Origin of the sequence: Bartonella sp. AP150HLJHH (genome assembly GCF_042196385.1) — a bacterium.
Classification (GTDB): Bacteria; Pseudomonadota; Alphaproteobacteria; order Rhizobiales; family Rhizobiaceae; genus Bartonella.
This window is the reverse complement of the sequence record NZ_JBHIQC010000005.1, coordinates 1-14,543: the sequence shown is the minus strand read 5'-3', so window position 1 is coordinate 14,543 and position 14,543 is coordinate 1. Positions and strand designations below refer to the sequence as shown.

Sequence of the window (14,543 nt, the reverse complement as noted above, 5' to 3'; positions counted from 1 at the left end):
CATATTTTATTGTTGAAACAGAAAAAGCTACGTATTTGTGCGAGATAAAGCGTGCTTCATATAAGTGTGATGTCTCTCTTTATTCGTTGAGATATCACTTATTTGTAGCATGAAGAGTAAATTTATTAAAATCATGATGAGAGGGAGATAGGAACTTTATAGGTGTATCATCATAGGATTAAGTCGTTTTGTTGAGAGCTATTTCTATTTTTGCCAAAAGGTTTTTGATATATTTAATTATTCTTTCGTAATAGTGGATGTACTTTATTTTTATGTGCAAGAAAGCTGATTGATTGTGTAAAATAGCGTTCAAAAATTACATTATTCTTATCCTGTTAAGGACATTTTTTCTAGTGAGGGTTTTGCAATTGCAATGCTCTTTTTCTCATTCTAAATTTTGGTTAGAAAAAGCGTATATAGGTGTTATTTTAAATTTAAGATATGCATCTTCCATTGTTGGTGTTACTGTTGTAAAAAATGATATTTTATTTGATACGCATAAGGTGTTACCAAGAAGATCGATGTATAGATAAAATTTAGATTGTTACAATATCTTGAAAAAACAATGGGTAAATAATTGATAATTGTGCTACGAAAGTTGTTAGATGGGCGTGTGTCAGCAATTCTTAATAAAAAGGTTTTTCTTGATAGTCGTTTTTTTTCAAAATACTGCTCTTTTTATGCAAATCTTATGTTGGTAAGCTATGCAGTTTTCGCCGGAACAGGATAATGCATTGAAGGCTGTTGCCGCGTGGTTGAAGGAAGGGCGTTTTCCTCTTTTTCGCCTTTTTGGCTATGCGGGGACGGGTAAGACGACGCTTGCACGCTATTTTGCAGAGACAGTTGATGGTTCTGTTCAATTTGCTGCTTTTACAGGGAAGGCGGCGCAGGTTTTGCGTTCTAAAGGTGCAAGCAATGCTTGTACGATTCATTCGCTGATTTATTGTCCGCGTGGAGAAGAGGAAGTTTCCGATGAAATAACAGGAAAAAAGTCTATTGCTCCAACATTTACGTTAAATCGAAGAAGTGCTGCTGCACAAGCTAAACTCATTATTGTTGATGAGTGCTCGATGGTAGATGAAAAATTGGCCCGTGATTTAATGAGTTTTCGAACGCCAATTCTTGTTCTTGGTGATCCAGGTCAATTGCCTCCTATATCAGGTGGAGGCTTTTTTTCTAATGGAGAACCAGATTTTCTTCTTTCAGAAATTCATCGGCAAGCGCGAGATAATCCGATTATACGTCTTGCTATGGATGTACGTGAAGGACGCGATATTGCTTATGGTGACTATGGAGAAGCGCGCGTTGTGACACGTAAAGAGGTCAATCAACAATTGGTTTTGGATGCTGATCAGGTCTTGGTAGGGGTTAATCGTACACGCCACCTTTATAATCAGCGTTTGCGTGTGTTAAAGGGATTTACAGCAGATTATCCACAAGCGGGAGATAAGCTGGTGTGTTTGCGAAATGATCCGATTAAAGGTTTGTTGAATGGCTCTTTATGGAAGGTGATGACTTCACAGAAGGAGACCGTTAAACCAAGTATTAATCTTCTTGTGAAACCAGAAGAAAGTGAGCGTGGGGTAGCAAAGATTAAACTTTTAAAAGCAGCGTTTGAAAACCCTGATCAAGAAATTTCATGGCAATTAAAAAAGCGATATGATGATTTTGATTATGGGTATGCATTAACGGTTCATAAGGCGCAAGGTTCTCAATGGAATAATGTCGTTTTGTTTGATGAAAGTTTTGCATTTCGTGATATGTATGCGCGCTGGCTTTATACGGGAATTACCCGCGCAGCAGAGCGTTTAACGATTGTTCGATAGAGAAAATATGTGTATCATCTCAGTTTCAGATGGAAAATGCCTTTTTTCTATCTTGTTACACACTATAAAAAATGGAAATGGGCATGGCGGTAAAACTTTCGGTTAATCTTAATGCTGTTGCTGTTTTGCGTAATCGACGTAATCTTCCGTGGCCAAGTATAACGAATATTGGGCATATAGCGCTTGCTGCTGGAGCAACAGGTTTGACGGTTCATCCGCGCCCTGATGAAAGGCATATTCGTTTTTCGGATTTGCCAGATATATACTGTTTAATAAAGAACACTTTTCCTACTGCTGAGTTTAATATTGAAGGTTATCCAAGTGATCAATTTTTGGATATCGCTGAAAATTATGCGGACCAGATTACCCTTGTTCCTGATGATCCAGATCAGTCAACGTCTGATCATGGGTGGAATTTTGCTCATGATGCAGAATTTTTAGCACCTATTATTCAGAATTTAAAAAAAAGAAAGATTCGTGTATCCCTTTTTGCTAATCCTACTGTCGATGGTCTTGATATTGCTAAAGCAATGGGCGCTGATCGTGTGGAATTTTACACGGGACCTTACGGTGGTGCATTTCAGGATAAAACAAAACAAGATCAAGAGCTCAATAAACTTGTTTTAGCAGCAAGAAGAGCAAAAGAATTGCAGTTAGGTATAAACGCAGGGCATGATCTGACACTTATGAATCTTCCTGCTCTTGTCAAAAATATTCCTTGGCTTGATGAAGTTTCTATTGGCCATGGGCTCATTGCTGATGCATTAGAGTATGGAATACATGAGACTGTTCAGCGTTTTATCCGGTTATTATCGTAATCTTTTTCTCTCTATAAAAATTGGAAAAGAAATTTTTATAGAGGTTTGCCAATTTATCTTAAAAAACAATTTTATATATGTTGAGATAAATAGCACTATTATCGTGCATTATAAATATTCTATTGTTCCTCTATTTATTGGTTGCTTTCTATCTTTTGTTTTTGAGTGCATGCGATGTTTTTTATTTGTACTATCCATTATGAGGAAGTTTTAAAATCTTCTTATTATAATTTCTTTGAATGGAGAAGAAGTAGGGTTTTGAAAGTATTTCCCTTATAAAGGAGTGCGTAGGATTTTAATGGATCAATACACAAATTTTCTTGATATTTGAGCTCATTTTTGGGTTATCTGTAAATAGTATAACGTAAAATCTCCTTATGAATAAGCTTAATGCAATAGGAGCTGTTAAATAGAATGATGATATCGACTTGTAGCTTTATGAAGTAAAGAGAGTGATGTGCAATAAATCTTACACTATTATAGGGAATTCTTGAAAAGGGCTTGAGCATATTAAAATTTTTTTATAAGGCGCCATAAATGGATAACATAATAGCCGTATGGGGGCTTCTTCGTGTGAGAGGCGTGGATATTAAAAGAACGTAAAAAGTAAAAACATCCTCTCTATTATTCTAAAGATATTGTTGTATATGCTTTTGAAGGTTGTATTAAAACAATACTTGTTATTTTGTAATTTTTCTTGCTATCCGTATTGATTTGGTTCATGTTAAAGATTGTATGTTGTATCTTAATTTTTAGAATATAGCGTTGTTGCACGATAAAAGAGTAGAATATTAGCTAAATTTTCTTTAGAAATCTTATTTTGTGTAATTATTGTTTTTGTAGAATAGCAGTTGAAGTTTATTTGGGGATCCGTATATGTTTTAGGAATGTTTGGGGACTACAGTTTTTTCTATGCAATATGTAAACTTTAAAATTATTCAATTGCTGTGTTCTTATAAGCGGTTTTTTTTGTCTTTATAAGTGTGTGATGCACTGTAGATAATGTTTCTTATTGAATAAAAATAATCTGAAATCCAGTTTAAATAGAGAAAGAAGGAATTTTTTATGCGTGTTTATTATGATCGTGATGCGGATGTTAATCTCATTAAAGGGAAAAAAGTAGCCATTGTTGGTTATGGTTCTCAAGGGCGTGCGCACGCTTTAAACTTGAAAGATTCTGGTGTTAAAAATGTGCAAATAGCTTTGCGTTCAGGGTCGGAAACAGTTAAAAAAGCCATGGCTGATGGTTTTGAAGTGGTGAGTGTTGCTGAAGCAGCAAAATGGGCAGATCTCATCATGATGGCAACACCAGATGAATTGCAAGCTGATATTTATAAGGAACATATTCATGATCATTTACACGATGGGGCAGCGATTGCTTTTGCGCATGGTTTGAGCATTCATTTTGGCTTGATTGAACCTAAAAAAAACGTTGATATTGTGATGATTGCTCCTAAAGGTCCAGGGCATACAGTTCGTCATGAATACCAACGGGGTTGTGGTGTTCCTTGCTTAATAGCGGTGGCGCAAGATGCTTCAGGGCATGCACATAATGTAGCATTATCTTATGCATGTGGACTTGGTGGTGGACGTGCTGGGGTGATTGAAACAACATTTAAAGAAGAGTGCGAAACTGATCTTTTTGGTGAACAAGCGGTTCTTTGTGGTGGTCTTGTTGAATTGATTCGAGCAGGTTATGAAACATTAACACAAGCAGGTTATGCACCGGAAATGGCTTATTTTGAGTGTTTGCATGAGGTTAAACTGATTGTTGATCTCATGTATGAAGGGGGCATTGCAAATATGAATTATTCGATTTCTAATACAGCTGAATGGGGTGAATATATGTCTGGTCCACGTGTGATTACGGATGAAACCAGAGCAGAAATGAAACGTATATTGAAAGATATTCAAACGGGTAAATTTACATCGAATTGGATTCAAGAATATAAAGCTGGTGCTGCTCATTTTAAAAGTATGCGGCGTTTAAATGATAATCATCCTATTGAAGAAGTGGGTAAAAAACTTCGTTCTATGATGCCTTGGATAAAATCGAATGCTTTGGTTGATAAAGAGCGTAATTGAAGATTCTACAGAGATATTTTGTCAATAGCTTTTATAATTTTATAGATAAATATAAAAAGGGTAACTTTAGTTACCCTTTTTATATGTTTTTTGTTTATATGTTTTTTGTAATATAAGCTTTATTTTTTAATTTTTTGCATAATTCTTTTTCCCAAAAAGAAAGTATACAATTCCTAAAAATATGAACCATGCTGGAGTGTATTTTAAAGCTATGGCAGTGTCAGCTTCTAATGACAATAAATAGATAATGAATGCAAAGAAAACAAGAAGCGCCCAACACATAACAACACCTCCTGGCATTTTATAAGGAGAGACAGTATGCTGGAGAGGACGATTGCGGCGATAGACGATATAGCTGATCAAAATGATAGACCATACAAATATAAACAAAGTTGCGGCAATTGTCGTAACAATTGTAAAAGCAGCTATGAGTGTTTGAGATAACGATACAACGGCATAACCAAATAAGATGCATATACATGAAAAGAATAATGCGTTGGCTGGAACGTGGTTACGAGAAAGTTTTCCTAAAAATTTAGGAGCACCTTTTTGTGTTGCTAGCCCATATATCATACGGCTGGTAGAAAAAATTCCACTATTTGCTGAAGAGGCGGCAGCTGTGAGGACAACAAAGTTCATCAAACCTGCAGCAGTTGGGATACCAATAAGTGCATACATTGTTACAAATGGGCTTTTTTCTGGACTGATTTGATCCCACGGCGTCACAGACATAATCACAAGAAGAGAGAATATATAAAAGAATACAATGCGGATTGGTATTGAATTAACAGCCTGTGGTAAAGCTTTTTGAGGCTCTTTTACTTCAGCAGCAGCTGTTCCAGCGAGTTCAATGCCAACAAAAGCAAAAATAACAATTTGAAATCCAGCAAAAAAGCCTGTAATTCCTCGCGGAAAAATATTCCCACCGTTCCATATATGGCTAAGAGAAGCAACCGTACCGTTTGGAGAGACAAAACCGGTAAAGATCATATAAAATCCTACAACGATTAGGACTAGAATTGCTACGATTTTGATAAAACCAAACCAAAACTCAAGTTCGCCAAATAGTTTTACGGCGACGAGGTTAAGAATTAAAAAGGACATAAGACCAATTATAACAGGAATCCACGGATTGAGCTCAGGCCACCAAAAGTGTGTATAAGTGACAATAGCAATAATTTCAGCAGTTCCAGTGACAATCCAACACAACCAATATGTCCAGCCGATAAAGAATCCGGCACATGGCCCTAGAAGATCGGTTGAGAAGTCAATAAAAGATCGGTATTGTGTATTAGAAAGCAATAACTCTCCCATAGCGCGCATGACAAAGTATAGAGCACAACCAATAATTGCATAAACGAGTAGAATTGAGGGGCCTGCTACACTGATTGTTTTTCCTGATCCCATGAAGAGACCTGTTCCAATCGCTCCACCAAGGGCTATAAGTTGTATGTGTCGGTTATGTAGTCCACGTTGCAATTTCTTCTTAGGTTTTTTTTCTAAATTTTGTTTGTTCATTTTTGGGGAGTTCTCCTTAGTTATTTTTAAATAAAAATTACCCTAAAAAAAGGTAATTCCTTCTATCGGAACACGCTATGGTTAAGGAGTAAAGGAATTTTTTTCTATGACTATATGTGAATAAAGCAAAAACATTATTAATTAATGGAATAATTATTTTATATATAAGAAACAAAAGATAAATTGTATTATATTTTTTTGATTTTTTATGTTTTATACATAAGTAATATATATAATATATAATATAATTTATATTATATATTATATTATATGTATATAAATAATAATTTATATTTATGTATATTTGTTTATATTAATTTTTATATAAATATCTTTATATTTAAATTTATTTATTTATAGATATTGTTATCTATATAAAAATATAAATAAAATTGTAAACTTATTAAATATAAAACTTTGTATATAAATAAAATAATTTTAAATATTTAAACTATTATTTGAAACATTAAAAAATATATTTTAAATTTACATTTAAGTATTAATATTTAAAATTTATTACAAATAGAAAAATATTTTCATAGAATCTTTTTTTATTGCAGATAGCTATTAAGATATATTCTGTTTAGAGCTATATTTTTAATTTTGATAAAAAATTGAATATAAATTTTTGGGGGGGGAAAGTTTTAGATAAATCTCATGTTTTATTAGTAAACAATGTCAGTGAAGTTTATAGAGAATTTTTTACAGAATAGCTCGTTTCTTATCCTATTGTGCAGTAAAATACTGTTGTGTAGAGTAGTGATATAAAGCATATAACATTTTACGCATTAAGTATTTTTAGAATGGGTGGTGAGTGTTCAGGGCAGGGCTAGCCCATAGAGCCTTATGTAGGTGAACCATATAAATGATCAGCAGCATTCCCCCTTAATAAGCCGGATTGTTTACAAACCGGTGCCGGTAGGAATCGTCGTTTTTTGATGTTTGGGGAGGAGGTTAAGTAGAAAAAGGGTAACTAAAATTACCCTTTTTTGAGATGTTTTTATGTATAGACTTTATTTGTTACCTTGAGTTATTTTTTTCTTTACAAACATAAAATACATTATACCTAAGAAAACAAACCAGAATATACTATATTTTAAGGCTAGTAGAGTATCAGCTTCTAATGTCAACAAATAGAGCATGAAAACAAAGAAAACTAAAATTATCCCACACATGATAACACCTCCTGGCATTTTATAAATGGATTCAGCGTGTAGATGAGGGCGATTGCGACGATACACAATATAGCTAATCAAAATTACAGACCATACGAATAAAAATGCAATAGCTGAAATGCTTGTCACAATTGTAAAAGCACTTATGAGGCTTGGAGAGAGTGAGGCAATTGTATACCCTATTAAAATACATAAACAGGAAAAGAATAGAGCATTGGCTGGAACATGGTATCTGGAAAGTTTACCTAAAATTGGAGGGGCACCTTTTTGTGTTGCAAGTCCATATATCATACGGCTGGTAGAAAAAATACCACTATTTGCTGAAGAGGCAGCTGAGGTGATAACGACAAAGTTTACCAAGCCAGCAGCTATCGGAATGCCTGCAAGCCAAAACATCGAGACAAAGGGGCTTTTATCTGGAACAATTTGATCCCAAGGTGTGACAGACATAATTACAGCGAGAGAAAAAATGTAAAAGAGTACAATACGGACCGGTATTGCATTAATTGCTTTGGGGAGCACTTTTTTAGGTTCTTTTACTTCAGCAGCGGTTGTTCCAGCAATTTCTATACCAACAAAAGAAAAAATAGCAATTTGAAATCCAGCAAAAAAACCTGTCATTCCTCGCGGAAAGATATTGCCATCGTTCCATACGTGATTGAGAGAAGCAACCGTACCATTGGGAGAGGTAAAGCCCGTAACGATCATATAAAATCCCACAACAATTAATGCTAAAATTGCGACGACTTTGATAAGACCAAACCAGAATTCAAGTTCACCGAATAGTTTTACGGCAAAGAGGTTAAAGATTAAAAAGACGCTAATGCAGGTAAAAACGGTAAACCATGGATTGAGTGTTGGCCACCAAAAGTTCATATAAGTGATGATGGCAATAATGTCAGCAGCTCCAGTTACAACCCAGCTCAACCAATAGCTCCAGCCAACAAAGAAAGCGATTCCCGGTCCTAGCATATCGGTTGAAAAATCAATAAGAGATCGGTATTGTGAATTAGAAAGCAACAATTCTCCCATAGCACGCATGACAAAGTATAGAGCAAAACCGATAATAGCATAAACGAGTATGATGGAAGGACCTGCTACACTAATTGTTTTTCCTGCCCCCATGAAGAGACCTGTTCCAATAGCACCACCAATGGCTATAAGTTGTACATGTCGGTTGTGTAGTCCACGCTGTAACTTATTCTGAGAATTATCTTTTAAATTTTGTTTGTAGCTCATTTTTTGGGGGTTCCCTTTAATTATTTTGAGATTAAATTACACTAAAAAAGCATTATTTTGTATCGAAGCATGATATAAATGAGGTGTAAAGGAAAAAAACGTTTTTTATGATTTTGTGTGGATAAAGAAAAGAATATGTTTTAGGAATATGCTTTTGAAAAAAGAGAATGTTGTCCTCTTAAATAACGTAACAGATATTTGAATGGGGAGCTTTTTATTGTTATGAATAACAAATTAATTGTTCATTAAAAGACGTGGGGCTTTTAAAATTATTTCAGAAAGTTGTCAGGAGTTTTTATAATTTTTTGAAACTTATTATTTGTAATCAGTGCATTATTTATTATTATTCATAATGGTGAGAGTTTACTTTTTGCTCAAATAGCACTCGAGAGTTCTCATCTTAGTTTAAGAAACAATTTTTAATGGAAAATTAAAATGATTTTTAAATCATTTTTTTGTTTGTATGGTGCTATCATAAATCAAAAAGTTACTTTTGTTTCATAAACGAAAAGAGGAATATCATAGCTTATTTTTTTAAAAGTGATGAATAAGGATTTTGTTTAGATATTGGTAACATTTTATAAAATATTGCGAGAAACTCACATTGTTTACACAAACGTCCTTGAGAGTATGATAAAGAAATGCAACGTAATTCAGTTATATAAAGAAAAAAAGAACTGGGGATTGTATAAGCTCTGTTAGAGATTGAGCTATTCATAGTGAGAGACAGAATCAGGAAAAGATTGCTCTATTAACTTTACAATTTGTAATCAAAGATAAAACTATCCAAAGAAAATGAAAAAAGAAAACAGAGATAAAACTGTTCCTGTCGCAATGTTAATCGAGCCTTTTACCCGCTGCTTTTTTAAGGCGGTACTGGCAAATGATATAAAAATGGTCATTAAAGTAAACCATGCAAAGATGTTGAAAGAATGTATTGTGACAAGTTCAAAACCTTTTTTAATGCTACCTCCAGAAGCTAAGAATTTTGGAAAAGCTGCTATGTAAAATATAGATACTTTGGGGTTTAGTATTTGTGTCAGAAAACCGTCCATATAGCTGGTTAAAAGCTTTGTTTCACTCGTAGCATGCTTTTCATTCGTTGAACTTCTTTCTTTTGAATTTAAGCTGTGTATTCCAGATTTAATTGATTTAAAGCTCATGTATAATAAATAGCTGCCACCCATGAGTTTTACTAAAAAAAACAGCGTTTTGTTGTTGAGAATGAGCGCTGATACACCTAGTATGGAAAATGCCCCATGCACATATGTTGCTGTACACAATCCTAAAACGTTTACAAATGCGTTCTTTCTTCCCAATCTCGTTGCATTATCGATGATAAGGGCCATATTCGGCCCCAGTGAGATGACTAAAAAAAATGAAACAATGAAAAAGGTCAGTATTTGATGATTCATTTTACTTTTAGCTCTGAAATTAATTGATTTTCGAGATACAATTCTATTCTGTCAAACTGAGAAAGTTTTCCGACACCCTGTGGAGTGCCTGTGTATATGAGATCACCATGTCTTAGCTGAATGTAGTGACTTAAAAATGAGATTATCTTCTCAAAGCTAAAGATCATATTTTTCGTATTGCCAACTTGTCTTGTTTCGCCATTCAACTTCATTGCAAAGGTTATTGGGTTGTTTATTTTTTCTTTGTTTATGAAGTCAGAGACGTATGCAGCGCCTTTAAATCCTTTCGATAAAAGCCAAGGAAGCTTTTTTTCTTTCAGTTTTGTTTGCAAATCCCGCGCGGTGAGATCAAGACCTATTGCTACGGCATCATAGCATTCTTCTGCTTCTTCCTCCATGATCATGAAAGCGTCCTTTGAGATTTTGAGTACAATTTCGGTTTCAAAATGTATTTCTTTGGAAAAATTAGGGAGATAAATTTCATTGCCTAAAACGAGTGAACTTTTTGGCTTGCTAAAGATAACGGGTTCATCTTCAACAACATTACCTAGTTCATGAACATGTTCAACATAATTGTATCCAACACAGTAGATGTCATTTATCATGGGAGCCCTCCAAATTTTTCATTTTCTCTTTGTATAGGCAAGAGAAAACTTTGCAAACAACATTTTTTCTTATATCGCGTTTTGCGTTTTCTGGAAAAGAAGCATTATGTGGGTTAATGACTAACCACGATGACAGCCCTTCGCATTATCCTCTTTTGAAGAGTGCTCAATCTTATAGTCTTTGAGATTATTTTCATTTTGATTGCTAATCTCCTGAAATTACTTTATTACTTAAAGAGTGATTTTGCTCGTCTACGCAGCGATTAGTAGGGGCTGAAAGCCCTAAAGTTCGATCATAAATGAGCCTACTCTGTGGGTGTCTCAGAATTATGGGATATTTTTCTATGTCTAGGTGCTATGAGCACTAAAAGTAAAAATCTGGTTCGTATTCAATACTTTCAGGCTCTCGGAATACTAATGCGAGGGTGCTCGCAACCGGCGGGGGACTTGAAAGTGAAAAGCAAAAAGCCACATTTTAACGACATTTCTATAGGCAAAAAATCGCTTTCAAAAAAATGCTGGGAATGTCGTAAAAGCAATTAGGGCACCAATTAGGGATAACTTTTCAACAAATCCAAAAGTATGAGAAAGTCTGTGATGGTTAAAAAGAAGCAGACCGTGGCAAACTTATTATGGCATTTGGAACGGAGAAGATTTTTACCAGCTTTAAGATAGCACAACAAATAGCCGGAACTGGAGAGCGTGTTTTGTTTCTCGTGCCTTTTCTGGCTTTGATGTCACAAACGATAAGAGAATGGACACGCTATATAGAAGTACTGTTTCATTCCTTTGTGGTGTATTCTGATACATAAGTTGGCAAGAGTCGTAAAACAAAGATGCTGTTGTCGAACTCGATGTCTCAGATCTTGGCTCTATCAGCTACCAACAGATGTTCAGAAGCTTTGAAAAAAAACAAATAAAGTCTTAGCGAATGCAATGACCGTGGTGTTTGCTACTTACCAATTAATCCAAGTGATTGCGGATGCGCAAGAGAAATACGGTTTATCAGAATTTGATCTGATCATTTGTGAAGCGGTGCAGGTTAAGGCAGATAAGGTAGAACCTTTGGTTGTAGAAGCCAAGGAAGTAGCTGAGACTGCGAAGATAACAGCGGAAGAAGCGATAAATGTTGCGGAGCAAGCAAAAGAAGAGGCTGATACGACAAAGTAAGGGCTTGGAGAGGTCAAGAGTTCATTAGACACGGTGACAGCAACGACAAATTCTGCGAATACAGCCGCCTCTGAGGCAAAAGTGTTAGCGGAAGAAGCGAAGAGTGCATTGACAGAAGTTCAAGAGAAGGCACAGAGGAACAGTGACAGTCTTTCTGAACTTCAAAGTAAGGTAGGTTCTCTTTCCACTAATTTTTTAGAGAATGTGCGTTTTCATCAACCTGACAGAATTCTGGAAGCCGATCCGAAAAATAGAAAAGGTGTTGTGATCAATGACGGGGCATGTTTTCGCTTTTATCATGGTGGAGAGAATGGGGATAGGTCCATCTTTTACCGCGTTCTAGGGCGTGGAAGGATGACTTTTGACGAAGATCTTGAAGCAGGAAAGGATTATTATATATATCTCATCTTAAAAGATCAGACGAATGAGCTATCCTTTGAGCTTTCGCAAAATCCGACGGCTCCTGATGGCTATACAAAGGATAATTCTGAAAAGATCGGTGGATTTCATACGCTATGTGCGGATGTTGGTGAGATCGAAGGTCATCTCTTATCGGTCATATAAGATGTAATACTAAAAAACACAATAAAGTCAATAGTTGGAGTGTAATTCTTTTATAAGAATCCACACTTTTATGCATGATTCATTTGACTATTTTTTATATAAGATTGCTATGTATAAATAGACCATAAAAAGCAAATCATCATGTAAATGTTATAACGCATGTGTCATTCAAATGAAAAGCAGATATCATTCATAACAGTTTATAAATTTATGATACGTTTTTATCACAGCACAAATTACATTGTTTTAAAATTTAATTGTTTGGAATTATCGATAACATACGTTTAAAGATCACATCTTGTTTTAAAGATTGGATTGTTATCACATGATAAAAACATAAAATTACACTTCTCAAAATTGAGAAGCGTAAAATAGAAAGCTGTTATAACAGCATCATCATAACACCGAACATTTTAAAGATTACATAAAAGGATTTAAAGACAAGATCGCTTTTAAAAACGCTTTCTAAAAATTTAGAAACGATAAGTAAGCAGCATAAATATAGTATCATCACAACAGCTATGCTAATTTTTAAAAACGAAACTGTATTCACTTCCACAAAAAAATGGAAACGAACAATGCAATAGCAGTAGAATACTATCTACTTAGACATGGTACTAAAAAATGTTTTAAAAGTTACCGTTTAAAAGCACAGAGCCCAAATATGGACTGAGTGATTTACTCACCCCAAAATTGGGGGCAGCTATTGAGACAAAGATAAGCAAGCAAAATTCAAAAATATTTTAACATCATAAGGCATGGGATTTTACTTAATTTTGCTAGCCAAATATAGAGCAATTAATTGCAAAGAAGTTACATTTGAGTGCAAAATGAAAATACGCTTATGAAAGCTTTTCTAAATGCATGTTTAAACGTTTGAAACTGATGTTTATAACAGTTTTTAAAGCCTTGCGTTTGATAAAATCAGTTGTTTATTGTCTTATGAGAGATTGTTTTGAAAACCAACGCTCGTAAATGTAAAAAGCGGGTTTTGATAAAGCTACCAAGCATTTTGATAATGTGCTTTATTTTTTAAAGATAAAGACGTTATGATTGATACGTTTGATAGCCATAAAAGCGTTTATAGGCTCTCTCATTCAAATGAGTGATTAAAGATCATACGCAACATTTACATTCCTTTTGATAAGTTTTATATCTCTCATAAAGCACTTGTAATATGATACGTTTTGTATATATGCACTGATTACTCCATTGTGGATGATTCATTTTAATCAATAAGAATCGCTATTTGAAAGCCGCGTCATATCACTTGGCGCGGCTTTTTTTTATTTTACTCTCTCTTTTATGATATGTTTATAGCAATGCGTTTTATATGCGTTTATACACCATAAAAAGGCACGCCCCCCATATCTATTTTTATTCTGTTTTATCAGTTATATTGACAACATTATCGTTTTCATAAACCTTACATTTTTTTGGAACGACACTTACTTTACTTTGACTGTTTAATTTTGCATTGCCATAGGCTTTACCCCAGACCTTGGCATTGCCATAAACCCTAGCATTTTCATAAACGTGACCATTTTTAAACACAAGAGCCTCATCATAGTCCCAGCAATTGCCCTCATGAGAGAGGTTATCTTCCTTTTCAATAAAGCCGCCTAAGGTACCTGCTTTGATATCAGCAAAATCTTTTAATGCTTTAATAATGAATTCAATTAAATCCATTTAGAATAAATAGCGAGTATCAGAAGAGGTAAAGTCATTCAAAGCGGATAAATTTTTTTCAAAAGGTTTTTTAAATGCTGCTTATCCACAGCCCATGACATGGGATAAGATCAGCAAAATAGTGAAATCTGCTATTCGTTTTATGGAAAAAAGACAAATGAAGCATGTGCTTTTAAATTATCATAATGATTATTTTGATAGGTTTTATTGCGAATTTTGCTTATAGGTTTTGAAGGTTTCTCAAACCCTCAAAACTCATAGATGAGGCGTTCTTTGAAGGTTCACTCTATGAATGCAAGGGGATATGGTTGAGCAAATTTATCCTTTATATTTATGGGGATATTAATGTATTAACCATTGATGGGCTAAACAGTTTTGTTTAGAAGTTCTTTCATATAAATGTGGGGGAGAGATCTTCAGCAGTTAAAATAAAGCAGTT

10 protein-coding genes and 1 pseudogene are annotated in these 14,543 nt (G+C 34.5%); 6 read left to right on the top strand and 5 right to left on the bottom strand.

Going from position 1 to position 14,543, the window contains the following annotated elements:
• Positions 1-704 precede the first annotated feature (704 nt).
• The 3 genes from ACFING_RS03490 (at position 705) to ilvC (ending at position 4,729) form a co-directional block, all read left to right on the top strand.
• On the top strand, positions 705-1,826 hold the full coding sequence (locus ACFING_RS03490; protein ID WP_375629922.1) for an ATP-dependent RecD-like DNA helicase: 1,122 nt from the start codon (positions 705-707) through the stop codon (positions 1,824-1,826).
• Positions 1,827-1,909: 83 nt separating this feature from the next.
• Complete coding sequence (locus ACFING_RS03485; RefSeq protein ID WP_375629920.1) at positions 1,910-2,644, top strand: pyridoxine 5'-phosphate synthase; 735 nt, start codon at positions 1,910-1,912, stop codon at positions 2,642-2,644.
• A 1,065-nt stretch (positions 2,645-3,709) separates the two neighbouring features.
• Entirely contained in the window at positions 3,710-4,729 is a 1,020-nt protein-coding gene (gene ilvC / locus ACFING_RS03480) for a ketol-acid reductoisomerase (RefSeq protein ID WP_375612028.1), read from the top strand.
• Between the two features lie 126 nt (positions 4,730-4,855).
• Here ilvC and ACFING_RS03475 read toward each other — a convergent pair whose 3' ends face one another.
• From ACFING_RS03475 to ACFING_RS03460, 4 genes are all read right to left on the bottom strand, one after another.
• Positions 4,856-6,247, bottom strand: coding sequence for an amino acid permease (locus ACFING_RS03475; protein WP_375612029.1), 1,392 nt, complete (start codon positions 6,245-6,247; stop codon positions 4,856-4,858).
• Positions 6,248-7,260: 1,013 nt separating this feature from the next.
• On the bottom strand, positions 7,261-8,661 hold the full coding sequence (locus tag ACFING_RS03470; RefSeq protein WP_375612030.1) for an amino acid permease: 1,401 nt from the start codon (positions 8,659-8,661) through the stop codon (positions 7,261-7,263).
• 782 nt (positions 8,662-9,443) lie between these two features.
• The gene (locus ACFING_RS03465) at positions 9,444-10,076 is read right to left on the bottom strand and encodes a LysE family translocator (protein ID WP_375629917.1); all 633 of its coding nucleotides are present in this window, start codon (positions 10,074-10,076) and stop codon (positions 9,444-9,446) included.
• Entirely contained in the window at positions 10,073-10,681 is a 609-nt protein-coding gene (locus ACFING_RS03460; protein ID WP_375629914.1) for a fumarylacetoacetate hydrolase family protein, read from the bottom strand. The genes ACFING_RS03465 and ACFING_RS03460 overlap by 4 nt, the downstream gene beginning before the upstream one ends.
• A 632-nt stretch (positions 10,682-11,313) precedes the next feature.
• Here ACFING_RS03460 and ACFING_RS03455 point away from each other — a divergent pair.
• The 3 genes from ACFING_RS03455 (at position 11,314) to ACFING_RS03445 (ending at position 12,415) form a co-directional block, all read left to right on the top strand.
• Complete coding sequence (locus tag ACFING_RS03455; RefSeq protein ID WP_375629911.1) at positions 11,314-11,493, top strand: DEAD/DEAH box helicase family protein; 180 nt, start codon at positions 11,314-11,316, stop codon at positions 11,491-11,493.
• Positions 11,494-11,617: 124 nt separating this feature from the next.
• Positions 11,618-11,851 carry a hypothetical protein gene (locus ACFING_RS03450; protein ID WP_375629908.1) on the top strand — a complete coding sequence of 78 codons (234 nt, stop codon included), beginning with the start codon at positions 11,618-11,620 and terminating at the stop codon, positions 11,849-11,851.
• A 33-nt stretch (positions 11,852-11,884) separates the two neighbouring features.
• A complete protein-coding gene (locus ACFING_RS03445; RefSeq protein WP_375629905.1) occupies positions 11,885-12,415 on the top strand; it encodes a hypothetical protein in 531 nt (176 codons plus the stop codon).
• A gap of 1,467 nt (positions 12,416-13,882) precedes the next feature.
• On the opposite strand, the pseudogene ACFING_RS03440 reads toward ACFING_RS03445, so the two are convergent.
• Positions 13,883-14,104, bottom strand: a pseudogene (locus ACFING_RS03440) (hypothetical protein); the annotation flags it as partial.
• Positions 14,105-14,543 lie beyond the last annotated feature (439 nt).